Source organism: Halioglobus sp. HI00S01, assembly GCF_001635445.1.
In the GTDB taxonomy this organism is placed as follows: Bacteria; Pseudomonadota; Gammaproteobacteria; order Pseudomonadales; family Halieaceae; genus Halioglobus; species Halioglobus japonicus.
Map to the genome: position 1 here is coordinate 184,890 of NZ_LWEE01000001.1, position 24,497 is coordinate 209,386.

At 58.9% G+C, this 24,497-nt stretch carries 20 protein-coding genes and 1 pseudogene; 7 read left to right on the top strand and 14 right to left on the bottom strand.

Annotated features, from left to right (window positions below):
- Nucleotides 1-129 precede the first annotated feature (129 nt).
- A complete protein-coding gene (locus A3709_RS00845) occupies nucleotides 130-1,368 on the top strand; it encodes an HD-GYP domain-containing protein (protein WP_082849787.1) in 1,239 nt (412 codons plus the stop codon).
- Here the strand turns inward: A3709_RS00845 and A3709_RS00850 are convergent.
- Entirely contained in the window at nucleotides 1,365-2,675 is a 1,311-nt protein-coding gene (locus tag A3709_RS00850; RefSeq protein ID WP_066048611.1) for a UDP-glucose/GDP-mannose dehydrogenase family protein, read from the bottom strand. The two genes, A3709_RS00845 and A3709_RS00850, sit on opposite strands and share 4 nt — an antisense overlap.
- A gap of 143 nt (nucleotides 2,676-2,818) precedes the next feature.
- On the opposite strand from A3709_RS00850, the gene A3709_RS00855 reads away from it, so the two are divergent.
- Both A3709_RS00855 and A3709_RS00860 read left to right on the top strand, forming a co-directional pair.
- Entirely contained in the window at nucleotides 2,819-4,594 is a 1,776-nt protein-coding gene (locus A3709_RS00855) for an acyl-CoA dehydrogenase C-terminal domain-containing protein (RefSeq protein WP_066048612.1), read from the top strand.
- Between the two features lie 61 nt (nucleotides 4,595-4,655).
- Entirely contained in the window at nucleotides 4,656-5,954 is a 1,299-nt protein-coding gene (locus A3709_RS00860; RefSeq protein WP_082849788.1) for a serine hydrolase, read from the top strand.
- Here A3709_RS00860 and A3709_RS00865 read toward each other — a convergent pair.
- Nucleotides 5,947-6,498 (bottom strand): PadR family transcriptional regulator, encoded by a 552-nt coding sequence (locus A3709_RS00865; RefSeq protein WP_066048616.1) that lies wholly within the window; start codon nucleotides 6,496-6,498, stop codon nucleotides 5,947-5,949. The genes A3709_RS00860 and A3709_RS00865 overlap by 8 nt on opposite strands.
- Before the next feature lie 84 nt (nucleotides 6,499-6,582).
- Nucleotides 6,583-8,604, bottom strand: a complete 2,022-nt coding sequence (locus A3709_RS00870) for an FAD-dependent oxidoreductase (protein WP_066048618.1) — start codon at nucleotides 8,602-8,604, stop codon at nucleotides 6,583-6,585.
- 109 nt (nucleotides 8,605-8,713) lie between these two features.
- Here A3709_RS00870 and A3709_RS00875 point away from each other — a divergent pair, with 109 nt between their 5' ends.
- The gene (locus tag A3709_RS00875) at nucleotides 8,714-9,313 is read left to right on the top strand and encodes a TetR/AcrR family transcriptional regulator (protein WP_066048837.1); all 600 of its coding nucleotides are present in this window, start codon (nucleotides 8,714-8,716) and stop codon (nucleotides 9,311-9,313) included.
- Entirely contained in the window at nucleotides 9,294-10,064 is a 771-nt protein-coding gene (locus tag A3709_RS00880; RefSeq protein ID WP_066048621.1) for an NAD(P)-dependent oxidoreductase, read from the top strand. The genes A3709_RS00875 and A3709_RS00880 overlap by 20 nt, the downstream gene beginning before the upstream one ends.
- A 3-nt stretch (nucleotides 10,065-10,067) precedes the next feature.
- Here the strand turns inward: A3709_RS00880 and A3709_RS00885 are convergent, their stop codons facing one another.
- From A3709_RS00885 to A3709_RS00925, 10 genes and pseudogenes are all read right to left on the bottom strand, one after another.
- On the bottom strand, nucleotides 10,068-10,502 hold the full coding sequence (locus tag A3709_RS00885; protein ID WP_066048624.1) for a VOC family protein: 435 nt from the start codon (nucleotides 10,500-10,502) through the stop codon (nucleotides 10,068-10,070).
- Nucleotides 10,499-13,645, bottom strand: coding sequence for an efflux RND transporter permease subunit (locus tag A3709_RS00890; RefSeq protein ID WP_066048628.1), 3,147 nt, complete (start codon nucleotides 13,643-13,645; stop codon nucleotides 10,499-10,501). Before A3709_RS00890 ends, A3709_RS00885 begins: the two co-directional genes overlap by 4 nt.
- Before the next feature lies 1 nt (nucleotide 13,646).
- Nucleotides 13,647-14,711, bottom strand: a complete 1,065-nt coding sequence (locus tag A3709_RS00895; protein ID WP_066048631.1) for an efflux RND transporter periplasmic adaptor subunit — start codon at nucleotides 14,709-14,711, stop codon at nucleotides 13,647-13,649.
- Nucleotides 14,712-14,846: 135 nt separating this feature from the next.
- Nucleotides 14,847-15,404 (bottom strand): 3'-5' exonuclease, encoded by a 558-nt coding sequence (locus A3709_RS24365; protein WP_066048633.1) that lies wholly within the window; start codon nucleotides 15,402-15,404, stop codon nucleotides 14,847-14,849.
- Nucleotides 15,405-15,463: 59 nt separating this feature from the next.
- Nucleotides 15,464-15,763 (bottom strand): annotated as a pseudogene (locus A3709_RS24370) (CBS domain-containing protein); the annotation flags it as partial.
- 12 nt (nucleotides 15,764-15,775) lie between these two features.
- Complete coding sequence (locus A3709_RS00905) at nucleotides 15,776-16,285, bottom strand: hypothetical protein (protein WP_066048635.1); 510 nt, start codon at nucleotides 16,283-16,285, stop codon at nucleotides 15,776-15,778.
- Nucleotides 16,286-16,294: 9 nt separating this feature from the next.
- The gene (locus A3709_RS00910; protein WP_066048637.1) at nucleotides 16,295-16,759 is read right to left on the bottom strand and encodes a hypothetical protein; all 465 of its coding nucleotides are present in this window, start codon (nucleotides 16,757-16,759) and stop codon (nucleotides 16,295-16,297) included.
- Nucleotides 16,760-16,903: 144 nt separating this feature from the next.
- The gene (locus tag A3709_RS00915; RefSeq protein ID WP_066048641.1) at nucleotides 16,904-18,634 is read right to left on the bottom strand and encodes a sodium:solute symporter family protein; all 1,731 of its coding nucleotides are present in this window, start codon (nucleotides 18,632-18,634) and stop codon (nucleotides 16,904-16,906) included.
- A gap of 11 nt (nucleotides 18,635-18,645) precedes the next feature.
- Nucleotides 18,646-18,915, bottom strand: a complete 270-nt coding sequence (locus tag A3709_RS00920) for a DUF4212 domain-containing protein (RefSeq protein ID WP_066048644.1) — start codon at nucleotides 18,913-18,915, stop codon at nucleotides 18,646-18,648.
- A gap of 127 nt (nucleotides 18,916-19,042) precedes the next feature.
- Nucleotides 19,043-20,095 carry a DcaP family trimeric outer membrane transporter gene (locus tag A3709_RS00925; protein ID WP_066048646.1) on the bottom strand — a complete coding sequence of 351 codons (1,053 nt, stop codon included), beginning with the start codon at nucleotides 20,093-20,095 and terminating at the stop codon, nucleotides 19,043-19,045.
- A 142-nt stretch (nucleotides 20,096-20,237) separates the two neighbouring features.
- Here A3709_RS00925 and A3709_RS00930 point away from each other — a divergent pair, with 142 nt between their 5' ends.
- Together A3709_RS00930 and recQ are read left to right on the top strand one after the other, a co-directional pair.
- A complete protein-coding gene (locus tag A3709_RS00930; protein WP_066048650.1) occupies nucleotides 20,238-20,918 on the top strand; it encodes a response regulator transcription factor in 681 nt (226 codons plus the stop codon).
- A 43-nt stretch (nucleotides 20,919-20,961) separates the two neighbouring features.
- Nucleotides 20,962-22,761, top strand: a complete 1,800-nt coding sequence (gene recQ / locus A3709_RS00935) for a DNA helicase RecQ (protein ID WP_066048652.1) — start codon at nucleotides 20,962-20,964, stop codon at nucleotides 22,759-22,761.
- Nucleotides 22,762-22,773: 12 nt separating this feature from the next.
- Here recQ and A3709_RS00940 read toward each other — a convergent pair whose 3' ends face one another.
- Nucleotides 22,774-24,378, bottom strand: coding sequence for a sulfatase-like hydrolase/transferase (locus tag A3709_RS00940; protein ID WP_066048654.1), 1,605 nt, complete (start codon nucleotides 24,376-24,378; stop codon nucleotides 22,774-22,776).
- Nucleotides 24,379-24,497: the final 119 nt, after the last annotated feature.

A 24,497-nucleotide genomic window follows, 5' to 3' on the forward strand; every position in this document is an offset into this window, starting at 1 on the left:
AATTTAACCCCTTGCTGCTTTTTTGACCTGTTTCGCAGTAATTGCAGAAATGTCGAGGTTTTAACGGACATCCCCCGGACCATGGGATATGTTCAATGCTGCAATAGTAGTTGAGTTGGGCTGGGCGCCATGCTCCAAACCCTGAAAGTCAGTGTTTCCGATCTCGCCTTAGGCATGTTCGTCAGTGGACTGGACAGGCCGTGGCTGGGAACACCGTTCTATACCCAGGGGTTTCTCCTCGAATCAGACGATGACTTGCGCCAGGTGCGCGAGTTGTGCAACTTCGTCTATATCGATACGCGCAAGAGTCGCTACATTTCCCCTAAGATAGCCCGTCAGGGCCAGGTGGGGCGCAACCGCATCCCACTTGACGCTATTTTTACCGGCCGCAATCTCACCCCCTACCGCGACGCCAACGACTGGAAAGACGAGCACCCGCGAGCCAAGGCCGCGCTGGACAAGCTCGTGGTCGACATCAGCGACATTTACGACCAGGCAGCGGTTCGCGGCAAGATCGATGCGGTGCGGATCAAGAAAGTTGCCAGCCCTCTCATCGACAGTATCAGTCGCAACCCGGATGCCTGTCTGTGGCTGGGGCGACTGAAACAGCACGATGAGTACAGCTATCACCACTCCATTAGTACCACCATCTGGGCGATTGCCCTGGGCCGCCAGCTCGGTATGCAGCGCCACGATCTGCGCTCGCTCGCCGTAGGCGGCATGTTGATGGACGTGGGCAAGCTGCTGGTGGACCCGGAATTACTGCGGGCCGAGCGTACCCTGACGCCGGAGGAAATGCGCGAAGTGCGGCATCACGTGGCCCACGGTGTGCATCTGGTGAAAAAAAGCGGCATTCAGAATCAGGATGTACTCGACATGGTGGGCTTCCACCACGAGCGCTGGGATGGCAGCGGCTACCCGCGCGGCTTGAGCGGCGACAACATTCCCCCCTTTGCCCGCCTCGCGGCGATTGTCGATGCCTACGACGCCATGACCTCAGAGCGACCCTACGCGCCAGCCAAGGCACCCGCAGATGCCCTGCGCGAGCTCTACCAGGAGCGCGACCAGTTGTTCCAGAGCGAATTGGTGGAGGCCTTTATCCAGGCTATCGGCATTTACCCCGCGGGCACCCTGGTGGAACTGACCAGCGGTGAGGTCGGCATCGTAGTAGCGGACAGCCGCACCCGTCGCCTGCTGCCCAAAATCATCCTGGTGCTGGACCCGCGTAAACGCGAGTACGACACACCAAAGCTGGTGGATTTACAGGAAGCGTCGGGGCGCAGTCGAGGCGAGCCTGTGGCGATTGCCTCCAGCCTACCCCCCGGTACCCACGGTATCCACCTGGGCAACTATCAGCTTAATCTCTAGGCCTCGCGGCCCACACAGGCATAGTGGAAACCATGGTCACGCATGGTCTGTGGTTCGTAGACATTGCGCAGATCGACAAAGACATTGCCCCGCATCAGCTCTCGAACCCGCTTGAAATGCAGGCCGCGGTAGGCGTTCCACTCAGTCATTAACACTACCGCATCGGCGCCTTCTATCGTGGCATAAATATCATCGCTGTAGCTGACCTGCGGGGGCAGCAGCTCGCGAGCCTCATCAATGCCCTGGGGGTCGTGGGCAATAATATCGGCACCGCGGTCCAACAACTGCGGCAGAATCGTCAGGGCCGGGGCGTCGCGCATGTCGTCGGTACCGGGTTTGAAGGTCAGTCCCAAAACCGCAATACGCTTACCCGACACCGTATCGTCCAGGGCGTGCCGAATCTTGGTCACCATGCGGGCTTTTTGCGCCGCATTCACTTCCACTACCGCCTCAACAATGCGCGAGGACACACCGTACTCCTGGGCTGTACGCACCAGAGCCAGAGTGTCCTTGGGAAAACAGGAGCCCCCATAACCCGGACCGGCGTGGAGAAACTTTTTGCCGATGCGCCCATCGAGCCCCATGCCCTTGGCCACCGCGTGTACGTCGGCCCCCACCTCTTCACAAAGCTGGGAGATTTCATTGATAAAGCTGATCTTGGTGGCCAGAAAGGCATTGGCAGCGTACTTGGTGAGCTCGGCGCTCTCCAGGTCCGTCACCAGAATGGGCGCCTCTATCAAGTTGAGGGGCCGATAAAGCTCGCGCAGCGCTCGCTCGGCGCGCTCAGACTCAACCCCGAGCACCACCCGGTCGGGCCGCATGAAATCGCCGATCGCCGCCCCTTCGCGCAAAAATTCCGGATTAGAGGCCACATCGAAATCGGCTTCCGGGTTGGTCTCCGAAATAATCCGCTTCACTTCCGCCGCGGTACCCACGGGCACCGTGGATTTGTCCACAACAACGGTATAGCCACTCAGGTGAGGCGCTATGTCGCGGGCGGCCTGGTACACGTAGCTGAGGTCCGCATAGCCCTCACCGCGCCGGGTCGGTGTACCGACGGCAATAAACACAAGATCGGCCTCACTCACCGCTGCTGCCAGGTCTGTGCCGAACTGCAGCCTCCCGTCATTGAGATTCCGCTCCACCAGGTTTTCGAGGCCTGGCTCATAAATGGGCATTTCGCCCGCCGCCAATCGCTCGACGCGCTCCGCGTCGAGATCGATACACACGACACTGGCGCCAAACTCCGAAAAACAGGCCCCGGACACCAGCCCGACATAGCCGGCACCAATCATGACTACATTCATTCCTTAAAACTCCTTGGATTCCTGACCAGCAGATGGCGGATGATCGCTGATCATTGTGACATTTTTTATTGGCCCGAGGGAGCATTGCTGCAGCATTCGCGAACTGGTGTAGTACGCCCCCCGAAAACATCACGGATTTAGTAATGCCTGACTATCGCGCGCCCCTGACCGACATGGCCTTTGTTAACAAGGAACTGTTGGGTATGGATCACTACGAGCAGCTCGACGGCTGTGAACCGCTGACTGAAGACCTATGGGACGCCATTGTCGACGGTGGCGCCAAATTTGCCGAGAACGTGCTCGCCCCGCTCAATCGCAACGGCGACGAACAGGGCTGCGATTTCGACAACGGCCAGGTCAGCACGCCGGATGGCTTCGCCGAGGCCTTCCGCCAGTACGGCGAAGCGGGCTGGCAGAGCCTGTCCATTCCCACGGACGAAGGCGGCCAGGGCCTGCCAGGCTCCTTGAGCACCCTGCTCACTGAAATGACCGCCGCGGCCAACTACGCCTGGAGCATGTACCCGGGCCTGGCCCACGCTCCCATTACCTGCATACGCGCCGGCGGCACCGAAGCGCAGAAAGCCACCTACCTGCCCAAGCTGTATTCGCTGGAGTGGGCGGGCACAATGTGCCTGACTGAGTCCCACTGCGGCTCCGACGTCGGCCTCCTACGCACCAAGGCAACCCCCAACGGCGATGGCAGCTATACCATTACCGGCACCAAGATATTCATCTCCGGCGGCGAGCAGGACATTACCGAGAATATTATTCACGCCGTGCTGGCACGTGTGGAAGGCGCTCCTGAAGGTACCTCGGGTATCTCCCTGTTCCTGGTACCCAAGGTCATGGTCAACGACGACGGCAGCCTCGGCGAGCGCAACGCAGTTCACTGCGGCTCGATCGAGCACAAGATGGGCATTAAGGGCAGCGCCACCTGCGTGATGAACTTCGACGGCGCTACCGCCTTCCTGCTGGGCGAGGAGAATCGGGGTCTGGAAGTGATGTTCAAGATCATGAATACCGCCCGCCTCGGCACTGCGCTGCAAGGTGTGTGCCTGGGCGAAGCGGCATTCCAGGGCGCCCTCGCCTACGCCCGCGAGCGCCTGCAGATGCGCGCCCTCTCTGGCGTGCAGAATCCCGACGGGCCGGCCGATCCGATCATCGCCCATCCGGATGTACGGCGCATGCTGATGACCCAGAAAGCCCTGATCGAAGGCTCGCGCGCGTTTATTTACTGGCTGTCGCGTCTTAACGACCTGACGCAGTACGGCAGCGAAGAACAGGCCGCAGAGGCAGACGACCTCATGTCGCTGCTGACACCAATCGCCAAAGCCTTCTGCACCGAGACCGGTGTCGAGGTCACCAATCTCGGGGTACAGGTGTTCGGCGGCCATGGCTACATTCGCGAACACGGCATGGAACAACTGTTGCGCGACATGCGCATTGCCACCATTTACGAGGGTACCACCGGCATCCAGTCACTGGACCTGCTCGGGCGCAAGGTCATGGGGTCTGGGGGCAAATTGCTGCGCAACTTCACCAAGCGTATTCACAAATTCTGTGAAGCCCAGGCCGGCAAAAGCGCCATGAGCGAATTTATTGAGCCGCTGGCTGCCGTTAACGCCCAATGGGGTGAGATCACCATGCAGGTTGGCGAGAAGGCCATGCGAAACGCCGATGAAATCGGCGCCGCAAGTGTTGATTACACGCTGTTTGGTGGCTATGTTGCCCTCGCTTATATGTGGGCCCAAATGGCGGAGATTGCCCTGCAACAAGACGGCGACTTCTACACCGCCAAACTCGCCACAGCACGTTTTTACTTCCAACGCATTCTGCCCAGAGCGGAAGCACATGCGCGAGCAGCCGTGGCCGGCGCGGGATCCGTCATGGATCTGGAGGAATCACTGCTACACCTGTGATGTTCCTTTTATGCAAAGCTCAAGAGGAGTAAGCTGATCGCTGACGCACAGGAGATCAGCCATGCGCATGCTCCGCAAGAGCCTGGAAGCACGCTTTAACCGCACCCCGTTACCGGACGATATCGATTTGCTCATCGATATCGACTCCGCCAACGAAACCGACCCGCAAGACGTCGGCCTGTCCCAGGCCGGCGTTGACGCCATCTGGCACGACACGCTCAGACTGTTCCGCACCGGCATGCATCCACTGCTCAGCCTGTGTATTCGCCGCGGTGGCAAGATCGTGCTGAACCGCAGCCTCGGCTACCAGCGTGGCGACGCACGCAGCGATGATGCTGTGATTGCCAGCGTGAACACGCCGGTCTGCCTGTTCTCGGCCTCCAAGTCGGTTAGCGCAATGCTCGTCCACCTGCTTGAGGAGCAGGGCAAAATCCACCTCATGGACCCGCTCAGTTATTACATCCCCGAGTTCGCAGCGAACGGCAAAGGCTATATCACCATCTATCAACTGCTGGCCCACCGCGCCGGCGTGCCCGGTCTCGGCGAAAACGTCGATCCGTCACTGCTGTTCGACCGCAAAGCCGCAGTGGCGGCCATTTGCGCCGCAGATCCGATCGACCCCTTGGGTCGCACCTCGGCCTATCACGCCATTACCGGCGGCTTTCTGCTGGATGAATTGATTCGACGCACCTCCGGCAAAACGGTTTCCCAGTACCTGGACGCTCATGTGCGCAAACCCATGGGCATGCGTTACTTCCGCTACGGCCTGACCGCACGGGATATCCCCCGCGCCGCTGAGAACCGCTTCACCGGCCTGCCCCTGGGAGGCTATATCGGCGAGACCCTGAAAAACGTGCTCGGTCTGGACTACATGGAAATCATGGAAGTGACGAACTCCGACGAGTTCATGAGCGCCGTCCTACCCTCGGGCAACATGTACGCTACTGCCGAAGAGGCGAGCCGCTTTTTCCAGATGATGCTCGACTATGGCAGGTATGACGGCAAACAGATCATGCAGCCGCTAACGGTGCACCGCGCCATCCAGGAAGCGGGCAAAGCCGAGATCGACGCTTCACTTAAAGTGCCCATGCGCTACAGCCCTGGCTTTATGCTCGGCGGCAGCCCCGCCGGAATCTATGGCAAGAACAGCCACTACGCCTACGGCCACCTGGGCCTGTCGAACGTTTTCTGCTGGGCCGATCCCGAGCGGGATATCTCCGTCGCCATCCTCAACAGCGGCAAGCCGGTTATTGGCAGCCATCTGCTAGCGCTGCCGCGGCTACTGTGGGGGATTTCACGTCACTGCCCGCCAGTGAGGGATATGCACAAGCAATCACTGGATTTTCTGGCGTCTAGCTAGGGGCCTTTTCCACCGTCGCCAGCAGTGCGAGTGCTTCGTCGCACCAGGTCAGAAACTGCTCGCCCTGGTGAATACCCGATTGCAGGGCGAGAAAGACACCTTTGTGGCGCACCGGCAATTCTTCGGGCGCATCGTAGTGACGTCGACGAATGGCCTCGTAAAGATACAAGCGCTGCATCACCTCTTCGCGGCGGCGGCTGATCTCACCGACCAGGTGCTCCACATTGTTTTCGGTCAGATTATAGAGTTTGAGCAGCAGCTCATCCTTGGTGGGCTGCACCTTGGTAGGGCCGAACACCCAGTCGGCCAGGGCCTCGCGACCGGCCAGGGTCAACCCGTAGACAATTTTATTGGGCTTACCGCTCTGGTTGACCTCGCGCTTGTTAAGCCAGCCCTTTTCCGCCAGCTTACGCAGCTCCTGGTAGATCTGCTGATGGGATGCCTGCCAGAAAAAACCCATGGACTTTTCAAAGTCGCGAGCGAGCTCCGACCCAGACAGGTCAGCATCCAACAGTGATGTCATGATTGCCTGGGCGAGTGCCATGGCAAAACTCCAACGGCGTCAGTTCTATATTATCTCGTGATAAGCATAGACCTTCGCCGATGGAGTGCAAAAGATTGCAACGTTTTACACGGCTGCGGCCAGGCGGGTGCCCTGATCGATGGCGCGCTTGGCGTCCAGCTCCGCTGCCACATCGGCACCGCCGATAAGGTGCACGGGCTTGCCATTCAAGCCTGCCGCCAGTTCGCGGTTGGGCTCCTGNCCGGCACAAAGAATGACGTTATCGACCTCCAGTACCTTGGCTTCACCGCCAATGGAGATATGCAGGCCCGCGTCATCAATCTTGTGATACTCGCAGCCGGGCATCATGCGCACGCCCTTCTGCTCAAGACCCGCGCGATGAATCCAGCCCGTGGTTTTACCCAGGCCGCCGCCGACCTTGCTGGCCTTGCGTTGCAGCAGGCTTACCTGACGCGGTGAAGGCGGCACCACTGCCTGCATACCCTCAATGCCGCCGCGGGCCTCGAGGTTCATATCCACACCCCACTGCTGCATAAACTGCTCGATGTTGGTGGAGGGCGTTTCTTCGCCGTGAGTCAGGTATTCCGACACATCAAAACCAATGCCTCCAGCGCCAATAACGGCAACTTTTTCACCCACTGGTTTTTTGTCCCTGAGCACATCAAGGTAGCTCAGCACCTTGGGATGATCGACACCTTCAATCTCGGGCACACGTGGCGTAATGCCTGTCGCCAGAACCACTTCGTCAAATTCGCCATCGGCAAGGTCATCAGCAGATACCCGGGTACCCAGTTGCACGTTAACCCCGGTACGCTCCAGTTCGCCCCGGAAATAGCGCAGAGTCTCGTAGAATTCTTCCTTGCCCGGGATCAGCTTGGCGATATTGAACTGACCACCGATTTCATCGGCGCCATCGAACAGGGTTACGGTGTGGCCTCGGCTGGCAGCAGTGGTGGCAAAGGCCAATCCAGCAGGGCCGGCACCGACCACGGCAAAGGTCTTTTTCTCGGCCGCCGGCTCAATCACCAGCTCAGTCTCGTGGCAGGCGCGGGGGTTAACCAGACAGCTGGTCATCTTGCCGGAGAACACGTGATCGAGGCAGGCCTGGTTGCAACCGATGCAGGTATTAATCTCATCGGCGCGATCTTCGGCCGCCTTTTGGACGAAGAACGCGTCCGCCAGGAACGGTCTCGCCAGGGAGACCATGTCCGCATCGCCGCGCTCCAGGACCTCTTCAGCCACCTCCGGTGTATTGATCCGGTTGGATGTCACCACTGGCACTGATAATTCTTTGCGGAAGCGTGCAGTCACCCAGGTAAACGCAGCACGGGGCACCTTGGTGGCAATGGTCGGAATGCGCGCCTCGTGCCAGCCAATACCGGTATTGATAATCGTCGCCCCGGCCTGTTCCACCGCCTTGCCCAACTGGATAATTTCCTCGGTCGAGCTGCCCCCTTCCACCAGGTCGAGCATGGACAAGCGGTAAATGATGATAAACGCCTCGCCCACAGCTTCGCGTACCCGGCGCACGACCTCTACCGGCAGGCGCATACGGTTTTCATAGCTGCCGCCCCACTCGTCGTCACGGTGGTTCGTGCGTGCCGCCAGGAACTGGTTCAGGAAGTAACCTTCCGAACCCATGATTTCAACGCCATCGTAGCCCGCCTTCTGGGCGAGCACTGACATGCGGACGAAATCTTCAATCTGCTGCTCAATTTCGTCTTCCGTCGCGGCCTTGGGCTTGAACACATTAATCGGCGCCTGCACTGCCGAAGGCGCGATCGGATTTTCGTTAAAGGCGTAGCGCCCCGTGTGCAGAATCTGCATGCAGATTTTGCCGCCCTCGGCGTGCACAGCATCGGTAATGATCTTGTGGTCTGCGCAGTCCGCCTCAGAGGACAGCATCTTGGTGTGCTCGTGGGTCGCGGCACGCTTGTTCGGGCCGAACCCGCCCGTAACAATGAGCCCAACACCGCCTCGAGCCCGTTCGGCAAAAAACGCGGCCATACGCTCGTGGCCATCCGGGGCCTCTTCAAGGCCAGTGTGCATCGACCCCATCAGCACGCGGTTGCGCAGCGTGGTAAAGCCGAGATCAAGGGGTTCTAGCATCTTGGGGTATGCGGACATGTGAATTCTCCAAGCGTGTGGCAATGGGCCCATCTGGACACCGTCAAGTTATGACAAGCCATTCTAGCCTCAATTTTGACACTGTCAAGATTAAATGTATGATGCCCCCATGACTGAAAAGACGCGCTATCACCACGGCGACCTGCGCCGTAGCCTGCTCGATGCCGCCGCAGAATTGCTGCGTGAAGAAGGCGAAGCGGGGCTGTCCATGCGCCAGCTGGCGGCCCGGGTGGGCGTCTCGCGCACGGCCCCCTACCACCATTTCAAAGACAAACAGGAACTGCTTTGTGCCATTGCTGAAGAGGGCTTCCGGCGCTACATCGAAGTCCTGAGCCTGGATGCCGGCAATCTTTCGGAACAGCGGCTACAGCGCTTCGTGCGCGAGTATCTGGATTTCGCACTCGATAACGTCGAATACTACGACCTGATGTTTGGCAGCCGGCTGTGGAAGTCCCCCGGGATTACCGAAACCCTGAAGCAGGAGGCCTACAGCGCCTTTAAAATGTACCTGGAACAGGTGCGCCACTGGCTCGAACAGGGCGCGGTCTCGGTGCACCTCGACCCGCTGCGCTACGCCCAGGTGAGCTGGAGCACGCTACACGGTATGAGCCGTCTGCTCATCGACGGCATTTACCTCGATCGGGAAGCCATGGGCCCGGCCTGTGACCAGGCGGCGGCCATGTTCTGGCATGAACTCAAACTGGATTAGTCGCGTCCGCCGCAGCCTGGGCCTGCTCCTGCTGGCTCTCGCCGTAGTGGGCTGTGCCCCCACAAAAACCCGACTCGACCCCGCGTCAATTCAATCAGCCAGCGCGCCCGTCTCCAGAGAGAAAACCATCGCCCTGCTCGGCGGCACCGGCATGACCGGGGGCTATCTGCTGCGCGAGGCCCTGGCTCGAGGCTATCGGATACGCTTACTCAGCCGCGCCAGCGACAGGTTCACCTACCTGTCCGATCGGGTTGAAGTTGTGGTCGGTGACGCCCTTGATCCGTCGACTATTGCCACCCTGCTCGAAGGCAGTGACGCCGTTATCAGTGCCATTGGCCCCGGCGCGAACGGGCCTGAAAATCTAAACAGCCGGACGACGTCCAACGTGATTGCGGCCATGAGCAATACGGCGACGAGGCCGTACCTGGTCGTCAGTGGTGCAGCTGTGAAGTTATCGGTCGATGAGCGCAATTTCAGCGGGAAGGTGATGAGGCGACTGGCGCTGTGGCGCTATCCGACATTGGCGGCCGATCGACAGCGGGAGTATGAGTTGCTGGCAGAAAGCCCAATCCCATGGACCTTGCTGCGGTGTCCCCTAATCGAATCGGCCATGGGTGAAAACGTGGCGGATATGTCGCTTTCGACGCCACCGAGCTGGCGGGTCCAGGCGGGGGCGCTGGCCCGATTTGCGCTGGATGAAATCGAGGATGGACAATTCAGGCGGCGCGCGCCTTTTCTGGCCAGCGACTGAAGCCTAGGTAGCGAACAACTCGGCTTCGATATCCCGAAACGCCTTAAATTCCAGCGCATTCCCCGAAGGGTCCGCAAAGAACATCGTGCCCTGCTCGCCCGGTTGCCCTTCGAAGCGGATATAAGGTTCGATGATAAAGTTATCCACGAGCGCCCGGGCCCGCGCCGCCAGTTGTTCCCAGTCAGGAAATCCCAGCACCACACCGAAGTGCGGTACCGGCACACTGTGGCCATCGACGGCATTGCTGATCTGGGCGATCTGCCCGTCGAGCCCCAGTGCGGGATTGTGGTGCACCACAAACTGGTGCCCGAACATATCGAAATCCACCCACTGCTCGGCGCTGCGTCCCTCGGCAAAGCCGAGACCTTCACCATAAAAACGGCGTGCCTCTTCGATATCCCGCACCTGCACGGCCAGATGAAACGGCGTCAGCTTCATACGTTCACCTCTTGTCCTTGTGCTTCCGGCCCGACAAACAAGTCGCGAATATCGCGCCCGACAAAATACAGTACAGGCACCAGTACCAGCGTGACACCAGTGGCAAACAACACGCCGAAGGCCACCGAGGTCGCCATGGGCTTCACAAACTGCGCCTGGATGGCTGTCTCAAGTTGAATCGGCAGTAGGCCGAGGAAGGTCGTCATTGAGGTAAGCACCACGGGACGGAAGCGGCGCACAGCGCCGGTAATCACCGCCTCTTTCCAGTACTCGCCGCGATCCTTGAGGCGGTGATTCACGTGATCGACAAGCACCAGGCTATCGTTAACGACAATGCCGATCAGCCCGAGTATGCCAATGGCAGAGAGCATGCTGACATCTGCCCCAAGAATAAGGTGCCCCAGAATGGCCCCGGTAATCCCGAACGGTATCACCGCCATAATCAGCAGTGGCTGCGTATAACTGCGTAGCGGTACCGCCAGCGCGGCATAAATCACCAGCAGGATGACAACCAGGCCCAGCTCGAGCGAACTGGTGGTTTCCGCCTGCTCTTCGGCTTCACCAGCAAGCCGGTGCTTCACACCGGGATGGCGAGCCAGGACATCCGGCAGAATCTCAGTGACGATTTCAGCGTTGACCTTGCCCGGCTCCACCAGGGTGCGATCGACATCGGCCCGCACATTCACGACACGCTGACGATTAAATCGATTAATGACGCTAATGCCAGTGTGCTCGACCGCCTCGCCCACCACATCAAATGGCACCTTGCCGTGGCCCGGCACATCGATCCAGAGCAGCCGCAATGCGTCGAGGGATCCTCGCTCCTGGGCCGGCAATCGAACGTAAACCCGCACTTCATGACGCTCGCGCTGAATACGCTGCACCTCTGCACCGAAGAACGCCTGGCGCACTTGGCGGGCCAGCTCTACTTGCCCCAGACCAAGGGCTTCGCCTTCGGGCGTCACCCGGATATCCAGTTCCGGGCCGCCGGCATCAAAGGTATCGCGAACATCGGAAACGCCGTCAAAATCCACCAGCGCCAGTTTCAGGGCCTGTGCGGCAGAGCGCATCTCGTCAAGATCGTCGCCCGACAACTCCACGTCAATCGGTGACCCGCCCGGCCCCGCGTTGGAATCAAAAGTCAGCGACTGCACGCCACTGACTTCGCCCAGCGCCTCGCGTATCCAGCCGGCGAGGCGCATGGAGGTAATATCGCGCTCGGTACTCGGCAACAGCTCTACCTGAATCCGCGCCTCGGTATCGGCGCTGGAGGTGGTCAGCAGCTCCACTATCACGCCGTCGGCCTCGCCGGTTTCCTCCCGGTAGCGATCATTCATGGCCATGGCCGCCTGTTCAATGTTCAGAGCGTACTCATGGGTTTGCTGCCAGGCCGTGCCATTGGGCATTTGCAAATCGATATTAACGCTGTTGGACGGCACGTTGGGGAAAAACACGAAGCGCACAATGCCCGAGGGCACAAGGGCGATGGTGATCAACAGCGAGCCGATAAAGATCGCCACCGTGACATAGCGAAATTCCACTGCGAGCTGCAGCACCGGCCGGTATACATTCTCGCTGAAATTGACCATGCCCTCGGTACAGCGACGTTGGGCGCGCTGAAGCCAACCGAGCGGGCCGCGGCCGGGTTCGCTGTCGTGATCGATGCGAATATGGCGGAGGTGGGCGGGCAGGATCAGCTTGGTTTCAATAAGGGAAAACAACAAACTGAACACCACAATCGGCGTAATCACCGAAAAAAGCCGGCCAATCCCCTCGGTTAGACCGTAGGCCGGCGAGAATGCAATCATGGTGGTCAACGCGCCAAACACGGTGGCCACGGTCACTCGCCGGACGCCGCGCACCACACTGTCAACGCCCTTGCGCTCCTCCTCCAGCTGCGCGTAGGCACTCTCGGCGGTGACAATACCGTCGTCCACCAGCATACCCAGCACCAGGATAAAGCCGAACACCGACATTACGTTGATCGAGATACCGATATTGAGCACATCAATCGCCAGCAGCGCGCCGAGGAACGAGAACGGCACGCCCAGAATCACCCAGAAGGCGAGCTGCGTATTGAGAAACAGCGCCAGGGTAATCATCACCAGAATCGCACCCTGAAAGGCACTATTCAGCATCAGGTTGATACGCCCCTTGAGAATCTCACTGCGATCCGCCCAGGCGGTAAACTCCACACCCGGTGGCAGCTCGTCGAGTTTGCTATCGACAAATTTACGCAGGTTGTCAGTCATTGCCAGCACGTCCTGGTCGCCGACTCGATCCACCTGCAGGGTGATCGAGGGCTGGCCATTGAGCCGGTTAAGAATCGGCTGGTCCTCAAAGCCATCGATAACCGTGGCCACATCACCCACCTCCAGCACCGTGCCATCGACCCGGGTAATCAGGTTGAGGCGATCGAATTCTTCGGCTGTATAGGCCTGCCCGACCGAGCGCAGGGTGATAGATCCTTCGCTGGTGCGCAGTCTGCCACCTGGCAGGTCTCGCGAGCGCACCTGTATCGCGTTGACGACATCATCAAAACTGAGGTCGTAACGCCGCAGTGCCTCGTCGGACACCTCGATAACAATTTCATAATTGCGCGTGCCCACGACGACCACCTGGGTGATCCCCGGCAGCCCGAGCAACTCATCGCGCATATCGTCGGCCATCTCCTTGAGCTGATGCTCGTCGAGGTTGCCGTACAGGGTAAGATTCATCGCCCGGGTACGCGCCAGTACTTCTTCCACCACCGCCTCTTCAGCATTGGTGGGAAACGAGGTGATGCCGTCTACCCTGGTTTTAATCTGCACCAGAGCCTGGGCCATATCCGAACCGGTCTCCATTTCCACCGTCACGACACCGGCACCTTCCCGGGCCACAGAGGTAATTTCCTCTACGCCAACAATGTCCTGCAACTCTTCCTCGAGCACCCGCACAATGCCCGATTCCACTTCCTCGGTGGCACCGCCTGGATAGGGAACGGTAACGGTGACCAGCTCGGTAGGAAACGTAGGAAAGACTTCCTTGGTGAGGTTGTTTATCGCCGCCAGGCCGCCGATAAACACCACCAGCATAAGCAGGTTGGCGGCCACCGGGTTGTTCGCCATCCAGGCGATTGCCCCCGTCTCCTCTGATGGCTGCATACTACTCACTCGCTTCGACCGCCATGCCCTCAACCATCAGGTCGAGACGACTCAATACCACCCGGTCACCACTGTCCAGGCCATCACCGATTACCACCGCGTCACCCTCGCGCCGCAACACGGCCACGGAGCGCCGCACCAGCTTGCCCTCCTCCACCAGGTATACGTGGGCATTATTGTGCACGGCGGAACGCGGCAGCCGCACCGCATCCTGCACGGCATCGCCGGGGAATACGGCTTCTACAAATAAACCGTGTGCCAGTATCTGCTCATGCAGACTCACATCGTAGGGGTTGCGTACCTGGGCCACGCCAAAAAACACCCGGGTCTGCTCGTCGACCCGCCGTTCGACACGTGCAAGTTGTGCCTCCCAGGACAGCTGCTGCGTACCGAAAGACGCGGTCAAGGTGATGGGTTGACCAGACCCTGCGCGTACAAACGCGATGTCAGAGCTCAAAATCGGCAGACGCACCTCTGCAATATCAGTGCTTAGCAGCTCCATTAGCGCGGCGCCCATCGTCACGTACTGCCCCAGATCCACACGCTTTACATCGACTACCGCGTTATAGGGGGCTCGAATTTCTGTGTTGGCCAGATCGACTTCGGCCTGACGCAAGCGCTCTTTGGCAGCAGCCACTCTGGCTTCTGCCTCCGCCATCGAGGCTTTCTGTACCAGCACGGTCGCTTCTTGAAGTGCCAACTCCGCGGTGGCCACCGCCGATCTGGCTTCAGACACGGCCACCTCGTAATCAATCGGATCTATGCGCAGTAAAATTTGGCCAGCAGTCACCTCCTCGCCCTGCAGGAAGCCGGGATCAACCCAGACCACTCTGCCATTAACCTCACTCACCAACTCAATACTGTGCTGCGGCGTCACAATACCCCGCGAGTGAATCTGCACCGCCACGGGCCCGGGCTCAACCACCACCGTATCGACATGTGGCAGCGCTGCTACGCGGTCACGTCGGGGCAGATCTGGCCGGCTATTGACCATAAGAAAAGCAATCAAGGCTGCCAGGGCGATCACTACCAGTGGCAACAGCAGGTTTTTGGCTAGTTTGGGCATTCCAGACACTCAAAAGCGGCACGCCCGTCCCGGGTGCGCCTTTCAAAAAGATAGCTAGTTTACGTGAGATCGATAATTTACAGATTGAAAAAAGCGAAAGAATTGTAAATCTGACCATCGCCTGCCATGCAGACGCTACATCATAGACCGCAAAGATAGCATTCCGTTCCTACTGCGATGCGAGGCATGTGCAATCAGTAATTCAGCGGTTGCCAGGGCATCCAACAGCGCATTGTGGCCGTGAAAGTGTGGCAGCTGATAGCGTTCCCTGCATGCCTGCAGACGCAGCGCACCTGGCAACAAAGGTGCGTCCCGGCGCCGCAGCAGTAATTTCTCCTGTGCCAGCGTGTCGACGACCGGCATCAACATCGGCGCATTAAAGTAACGCCGGCTGATCTTGTTCAAAAACGCCAGGTCCAGTGCCGCATTGTGGAACACCAGTACCTTACCCGCAGCAACCTCAAGGAAGTGGGTCAGGATGCGATCGACACTAGCGGCGTCAATAAGATCGAAATCTCGCAGGTAGTGAATGGTCGCACTCTGGCCGACGGAGCGTTCAACCCGGATCGGATGGTGCTCTGCCATTCCCAGCACAATCGAACCGCTCTCGACCACGACCCAACCGACACTGAGCAGCTCTCCGGTGGCCGCGTCCAGCGACGACATCTCCGCATCGACGACCAGATACGACACCCGCCGCCAGTCGCTCGAGGTGCACGGCAAGGGCGCCTACCAGCACTAATGCCGCGCGTCTGGCCATCAATCTTGACCGGCAAATGGTGGAAACGGCGCTGGGTCATCAACAGCGTGGTGGCAAAGATCGTGGTCGATCCATCAACCCATTCGATATCCGATGACATGATCTCGCGCACCGGGGTGTCCGTAGGCAGGCCCTCGGCGACGAATCGAACCCGCAAGTCCCGATCAGTAACAATGCCCAGCAGCGTGTCATTCTCCACCACAAAAGCGGAGGATACACGCCGCTGGGATATCGCTTTTTCCGCTTGCTGTACCGTGTCATCAGGCAGAACCGTCAGCAATTCGGTGCTCATCACCGTACTCACTTACTGCATCATGGTATTGGGCTCGGGTTGGTAGCGCGCGGCGCGTCGCAAGCGCCGATTGCGCTGCCCGGAGAAATAGCGATCGAAGTTGCGATCGCTATCGCGCAGCTGACGGTAGATGTCGTCGGGAACAAGATAGAACAGAGCGTCCTCGATAACCGTGGCGATAACCTCACCCCACTCGGCATTAAGACCCGCTATGTGGAAGCTCTCGCCCTCCCCCAATCGGTCAAGCAATTTATTGTCGCTGTCGCGCAACTCGACCGCGCCACTGCGAAGAATGCGCAAACCGCGCTCGGGGTTCGCGGCCGTAAAACTGTCTACCTGACAGTGATACTGAATGAGTATTTTACCCACTATTGGGTACAAGAGCGCTTCGTCCAGCGCATTGAACGGAAGCGTTTGCTGAATGAATTCCGCAAGTGAGACCAGCTCAGGCGTCTCCAACTCCGGAGGCGTTATATCGTCTTGCTGATGGTTTGCCTGCTTATCTTGGTAGTGGCCAGACATTTGGATTGCCTACTGGGCCGGCTGCAGGAACGCCGTTGAGGCCTCGGCGTAAAAGCTGCTGCCATCGGCACGAGCGACCAACCGAATCCTGTCAGTGGGCTGGGGGGTCCGCTGCAGAGGCATCAGCCAGCTGAGACCCTGACCATCCAGTGCACGCATAGCCTCTGGTGCTCCCTCGACTTCTGTCGCAGCGACGGCCAGAACAACCCCCTCCAACGGGTGGGATGCGCTGAGCAGAAATTCCGGCCCGGAAGCGCCGTCCTGAATAGTGAGACGCAATTTGAAACTCTCGTTCTCTAGATCGCAGGCACCACTCGCATAGCGGCAGTTGCTCTTTTCAACCAAAGGATAGGATTGCCCCTCCACCGCGGCCCGAGGCTGCTCGCCCGTCAGTTGCCCCACCGCGATCCAGGCGAGGACTGCCAGAATGGGGGCCACGATCATGGCGATAACAACGTGCTTGTTACTCAACATTGCCTGGGTTATCTCTCATTCGCCGGTTGATTCACTGTTGCACGATCCACACTTAGTGGGAACGTCATCGAATGTAGATTGGGCAAAAGTGACAGAAAAAGGAGGTGCCTATCGGCACCTCCATCAAGATGGACGCTGGATGATTCAGTGGCCAGTGGCCTCTCCGGCCCCCACCGGCACACGGATGTGTTCGACCAGTTCCTGCACTTCTTGCGGGGGAGCAGCAGTGACTTTGGATACGCCATAGGCCACTGCAAAGTTGACGATCGCACCGACACAGCCGAAGGCGTTGGGCTCGATACCCATGAACCAGTTCTCGCCACCAGGCTGCACCCAAGCAGTACCGGGGATAAACATGATGCCCTTGTGCTGGAACACGTAGTACAGGGTGATGCCGATACCCGCCACCATACCGGCGATAGCGCCCTCCTTGGTAATACCCTTGGAGAAGATACCCATCATCAGCGCGGGGAAGATGGACGATGCTGCCAGGCCAAAGGCCAGGGCCACCGTACCGGCCGCAAAGCCCGGCGGATTAAGACCGAGATAACCGGCACCGGCGATCGCCACGGCCATGGCGGCGCGCGATGCGTTGAGCTCGGTTTTCTCACTGATATTCGGCGCAACCATACCCTTGAGCAGGTCGTGTGAGATTGCCGAAGATATTGCGAGCAATAGTCCTGCAGCTGTCGATAGTGCAGCGGCAAGGCCACCGGCGGCCACCAGGGCAATCACCCAGTTTGGCAGCTTGGCAATCTCAGGATTGGCGAGCACGATGATGTCATTGTCGACCTTGGTCATCTCGTTCACTTCAGGGTCGGCGCTGTATTGAATGCGACCGTCGCCATTCTTGTCTTCAAAGCCCAGCAGACCGGTGGTCTCCCAGTTCTTGAACCACTGCGGGCGCTCATCGATGGCCAGGTAGTTACCGGGCTCAGGCTCAATCGTCTGCATGAGATTCAGGCGAGCCATGCCGGCAACCGCGGGCGCCGTGGTATAGAGGATGGCGATGAACACCAGCGCCCAACCGGCGGAGGACCGCGCGTCCTTGACCTTGGGTACTGTGAAAAAGCGAATAATGACGTGCGGCAGCCCCGCCGTGCCAATCATCAGTGACAGTGTGTAGGCGAACATGTTGAGCCCACTGAGGCGCACATCAGTCGTGTATTCCTTAAACCCAATCTCCATCACGACCTGATCGAGGCGGTCGAGCAGATAGACATCAGTGCCCACCATGGTGCTACCAAGGCCCAACTGCGGAATCGGGTTACCGGTCAGTTGCAGGCTGATGAAAATAGCGGGGATAGTGTAAGCCAGAATGAGTACACAGTACTGGGCGATCTGGGTGTAGGTAATCCCCTTCATGCCGCCGAGTACGGCGTAGAAGAATACAATCGTCATTCCCACATACAGGCCGGTATCGTAATCCACTTCCAGGAAACGTGAGAACGCCACACCGACCCCCTTCATCTGGCCAATCACATAGGTGACCGAACAGATGATGAGGCAGACCACCGCCACGGCGCGAGCCGCATTTGAATAGAAACGATCGCCGATAAACTCCGGCACGGTGAATTTGCCGTATTTGCGCAGGTAGGGTGCAAGCAGCATCGCCAGGATCACATAGCCACCGGTCCATCCCATGAGGAATACCGAGCCACCGTAACCCATAAAGGCAATCAGGCCCGCCATCGAAATAAAGGAGGCCGCCGACATCCAGTCTGCCGCCGTGGCCATACCGTTTTGAACTGGGTTAATCCCACCACCGGCGACGTAGAAATCCTTGGTGGATCCAGCACGCGCCCAGATCGCGATACCAATGTAGAGGGCAAACGTAATGCCCACTACGATATAAGTCATTGTTTGAAGTTCCATGGCCCGGGCTCCTATTCGTCTTCGTCGACGCCGAACTCACGGTCCAGGTCGCCCATTTTTTTGGCGTAATAGAAAATAAGCCCCACGAACACATAAATAGAACCCTGCTGGGCAAACCAGAAGCCCAACTTATACCCGCCGATCTGGATGGTATTGAGGACATCGACCAGGATAATGCCGCAGCCATAGCTGACGACGAACCAGATCACCATCAACTTGACCATTAAGGCCACGTTGCGGCGCCAGTACTCCTTCGCCTGATCTTCATTAAGTGGAGACATCGCACACCTCCTGTGGTGTTTTTATCGTTTGATGCTGCCTCAGATACTATCCAAGACAGCCAGGTTAATCATTTAGACCTTGGTCGACGCATTCAGAATGCGTACTTCACGGCGAACTGCAGGCGACTCATATCGCCATCGCGGCCGTCTTCCAGCTCTTTGGTGGCGTAAATGAGTTCGCCGCCCACAGAGTACTTCGGCGCCGGGTGATACCACAGCGACGCGTGCGCCGACTGGTATTCCCCCCCAGCGAGCCGGCTGGGGCAAAATCGCCGCCATCCGGGTTATCCGCGGCAGCCATCGACAGCGTGAACGAACTGGACCACTCTGGATTCCAGAAATGCTGGTATGACAAGAGAGCTCCCCATTGATCGAGGTTTTCGATATCACCGTCGGCATTCACATAGCCATCGTTAAAGGCATTCAGGCCCAGATAACGACCCAGCGCATCGCCGTAACTCATCATAAAGCGCAAGTCGTCTTCGCCCAGCAGCCACTTGCCCGACAGGCTCAGCCCGTAGCCCATCTGGGCATCAGCGGCGCTGCTGCTGTCATAGCTTAACTCGCGCAATATCCCCGCTACACTCCAATTCAGGTCACCGGCCTTGCCGTTGTACCGAGCGACCAGATCCGGGATACCCGCATGAAAGTTATCTACCGGGGCCGACAGGCCAAATCCGCCCTTCCCGTCAGAGACGGCATAGTTAAGGCGGGTGGTGGCATTCTCGGCCGCGAGCTTTAGGCCGCCACTGGTCCAACGCACCATGGGCTGGCGATTAAACAAGGTACCGACCGGGCCAACGAAATCGATCTGGTTGGGCAGGGCGCCCACATTAAAGAACGTCGACCAGGTCTGCCCCGCCAGCAGCGACTTGCCCTCGTCGTAGTTCCACCTCACAAACGCGTGGCGCAGGCGAGAATTCCAGGAGTTCGAGATACGCTCATCTCCGCTGTTCCCCAACAGGAAGTCGAGTTCTACGCGCGTGGATATCTTGCCCACATCAGTATCGGTCGCCGTGGTGAGGAAGAATCGAGAGGTTTTCGCGTGTAAATTGCTGGAGCTATAAGAATCGGCTGAGCCGTCGGACACGGGAATGAGTGACGGCACCAGGAAATCCTCGATGAGATTATTACCCGGCTTACCCTCGCTGTAACTGAATGTTGCGCCGCAACCACTCACCTAAACTTCGCAGTGTGTTTCTCACCCTCAAGCCCCCCTGGGGCCGATGTGTTGAACCGGACCACGGCCCGGTTTTTTTGCTTTACACAAGCGGTGATAGACCGTACAACTAAATACAATAATAAGTCGAGGCGTATTTCCTTTGAGCAATGCACCGCACTCCATTCTGATCGCCGATGATCACCCGCTGTTCCGCAGCGCCCTGCAGCAGGTGCTTGGGCCCTTGTTTGCCGAAGCCACTCTCCATCAGGCAGCCAATGTCGCCGAGCTGCAATCCCAGGTGGAACAACACCCCGACCTCAACCTGCTGCTGCTGGACCTGCATATGCCGGGAGCGCTGGGTTTTTCAGCGCTTTCGTGGTTCGTGGGCCACAAGCCAGCCACGCCGGTCATTATGATCTCCGCCAATGCCCACCCCGAAACCGTGCGCCGGGCAATCGACCACGGCGCCGCAGGCTTCCTGTCCAAATCGGCAGGTATCACTGATATGCAGGATTGTATCCAGCGCGTCATCGCCGGCGAGCGTGGTCTGCACCCGGGGCTGGACGCGCGAGCGGACGGCGCCAGCCTGCAGTCACTGGACGTTGCGGAGGCATTGGCCAGTCTCACACTACAACAGTTCCGGGTGGCGTCTATGCTGGTAGAGGGCTTGCTCAACAAACAGATTGCCTATGCGCTGGACGTCAAGGAAGCCACGATTAAGGCCCACATGACTGAAATTTTTCGCAAACTCGGCGTACATTCGCGCACCCAGGCGGTCCTCGCCCTGAGCAGCCTCCAGGTGGAACTGCCCCAGGATTTGAACGAGCCCCCGTCAGCTTAAATGATGGCCGCGAGCGCGGCCAAAAGCGGTATACTGCGCGGCCATGAAAGACGCCTTATCCCTGCTCAACACCGTATTCGGTTACGACCAATTCCGCCCGCCCCAGGACCAGATCATCGACACCGTCATCAACGGCGGCGATGCCCTGGTACTCATGCCTACTGGCGGCGGTAAATCACTCTGTTACCAGATTCCGTCGTTGGCCCTTAGTGGCTGTGGCATCGTGATCTCTCCGCTGATTGCCCTTATGCAGGACCAGGTCAGCGCACTGCGGGAGCTCGGCGTACGTGCCGCCTACCTCAATTCCACCCTGGATCCAGGACAGGCCATGCAGGTTGAGGAAGACCTGCTGCGCGGTGAACTCGATTTGCTCTACATCGCCCCCGAGAGGCTTAACCAGGAACGCAGCCTGGCACTACTTGAGCGAGCACCAATCGCGTTGTTCGCCATCGACGAAGCCCACTGTGTGTCCCAGTGGGGCCATGACTTTCGCGCCGACTACCTCCAGCTGAGCCTGTTACATCAACGGTTTCCGGCCATTCCGCGTATCGCCCTGACCGCCACCGCTGACGAGCGTACCCGCGCAGAAATCATTCAACGCCTGGATCTCGGCGAAGCCCGCCAATTTATCGCCGGCTTTGATCGGCCCAACATACGCTACCGCATTGCGCTCAAACACAACGCCCGTCAGCAGCTATTGGGCTTTCTTAGGGAGGAACACCCGCAAGACGCGGGCATTGTGTATTGCCTGTCGCGCAAGAAAGTCGAGGACACCGCCTTCTGGCTGCAGGAGCAGGGCTTCAACGCACTGCCCTATCACGCCGGCTTGGACAGCTCGATTCGCGCTGACTATCAGGCGCGCTTCCTGCGGGAAGAGAACATCATCATGGTGGCAACCATTGCCTTCGGCATGGGCATCGACAAACCGGACGTGCGCTTCGTCGCTCATCTCGATATGCCGAAAACCGTCGAGGCCTACTATCAGGAAACCGGCAGAGCCGGGCGCGACGGCGACCCCGCCAACGCCTGGATGGTGTACGGCCTGCAAGATGTCATCAAGTTGCGGCAGATGCTCGACAGCTCCGAGGGCAGCGAGACCCACAAGCGCGCGGAGCAGCACCGGCTGAACGCCATGCTCGGGCTATGCGAAATCACCAGTTGCCGCCGCCAGAGTCTGCTGGCGTATTTCGGCGACGATCTCAAACAGCCCTGCGGCAATTGCGATACCTGCCTGGAGCCGGTAGACACTTTCGACGGCACGGAAGCCGCGCAAAAAGCCCTGTCAGTGGTGTATCGCACTGGTCAGCGGTTTGGCGTGAATCACCTGGTGGATGTCTTGCGCGGCAGCGAAGGCGAGAAAATCTATCAGTTCGATCACCACCAGTTGCCCACCTACGGGGTCGGCAAGGATCTCGACAATAATCAATGGCGCTCGGTGTTTCGCCAACTGGTCGCACGGGGCTATTTGAGTGTTGATCTGGAACGCTTCGGGGCGCTGCGCCTTGAGGAGCAGTGCCGGCCACTGCTCAAGGGCGAAGAGCGGATAGACCTGCGTCGCGATGTGAAGAAAAAAACCGCCCGGCAAACCACCCGCACCTCGTTGCCTCAAGACATCGACGTTGCACTGTGGGAAGCCCTTCGCGAGTGCCGCAGGGAACTGGCGGAAGCACAGGGCGTGCCACCCTACGTTATCTTCCACGATCGCACCTTACAGGAAATGTGCGTTGTCCTGCCGCGCTCCAAAACCGCCTTCGGGCGCATTAGCGGCATCGGCGAGCGCAAACTCGACAAGTACGGGGATGATTTTATCGCCGTGATTGACCGCCATCTGGAGCAGGCCTAACCCGCTCGCTCACTACTTGCAAAGGCCGCCGCCAGCAAACTTATACGGCTCGCAGTTGTAAATAAGCCTGCCAGCTTCACCGTGCTGCCAGTCCAGGGGTTTGAGCGCATAGGGCGGCGGCATCCCCGGGGCCGATGTATCCTGAGTCTCTTCAATGGGGCGCGGATAAGTCGCCCAGTCTTTGGGAGCGCGCCAGCCCGGCGGTGGCACCAGTTCAGAGCGGGTACCTGCGACAGGGTAAAGGGTGCGCCAGTAGTGAATTTCACCGGCCAGTTCCTCCACAACCTCCGGGTATTCACTCGCCAGGTTGTTGTACTCATTCGGATCCTCGGAAATCCTGAACAGATGATTGGTCACCGTGGCTGACAATAGCCCCTGCTCCACCTCCTGCACCAGCTTCCAGTGATCGTTGAACGCCGTGAACATGAAGCGGCCGCGAATCGGGGTTTCCGAGGTGAAGAACAACAGGTCTTCACGAGGCTGACGCTCGCCGTCGGCGATAGCGGGCCACATGCTGCGCCCATCGAGTTCAAACTGCTCATTGCCCGGCGTTATACCAGCAGCCTCAGCGAGCGTGGGAAAAACATCCATAGCACTCATGATCTGATCCATCTTGGCACCACCCTCGAGCGCAGCAGGCCAACGCAGCAGCGATACCACCCGGATGCCTCCCTCCCAGGTTTCGCCCTTGCCGCCGCGCAGCGGTGCGTTATCGGCGCCACCGGATGCGTAAGCCGCGCCGCCGTTGTCACTGAAGAACAACACAATGGTATTGTCGGCAATCCCCTTCTCGTCCAGGGTGTCCAGCACCCGGCCGATGGCCTGATCCATGCCGTCCACCACGGCGGCAAACATAGGTCTGGCACTGGGCTGGCCGGTCAGGCGACTGATCTTGCGGGACTCATCGGTATTGCGACTGCGTGCCGGACCGCGCTTGTCCTCCAGGTCAGCATACTTGGCCACCAGATCGTCGGGGGCTTCCAGCGGTGTGTGCGGTGCAATGAACGGCATGTAGATAAAGAAGGGCTTGTCCTGTTCACGATCGCGGATATAGCGCGATACCTCATCGGCGAGGATGTACGACTCGTAGCCATCTTTTTCGATGGAGACACCGTTTTGCTGGAAGTCTTTACCGCCCTGATTGGCAAAGGGCGGGAAATAGCCGACTTCCGTATGCAGGTGACCGTAGAAGTGATCAAAGCCCCGTTCGTTCGGGTGATAGGCCTGCAGCGAGTGTCCCAGGTGCCACTTGCCCACCATGGCCGTCTGATAGCCGGCCGCCTGGAAACTCTGGGGCATAAAATGTTCTTCGGGATGAATGCCCGCATTCGTCCAGGGCCAGATCACCGCGTAAGCGACGCCAAGGCGAATCGGGTCGCGGCCTGTCATCAGTGCGGCCCGGGTCGGCGAGCAAATCGGGGTCGTGTAGAAACGACTCAATTCCACACCCTCGGCGGCAATTCGGTCCAGCGACGGCGTATCAATGTCGCCACCGTGGAAGCCAACGTCTGCCCAGCCTAGGTCATCGGCGACCATAATGATAATATTAGGACGGTCATTCGCCGCGGCTGTCATTGGCAGCAGCACAGCGGACAGCATAATTATCAGCTTGCGCATTGGGGAAATCCCTCCGGGGAGCATCAAGAGTCCACTATGCCATAAAATGTAATACCACCGTATTACTTAACGTTCATTTTAGGCGCCAAACACCGCGCGGCGCAGTTTGTTAAACCCCG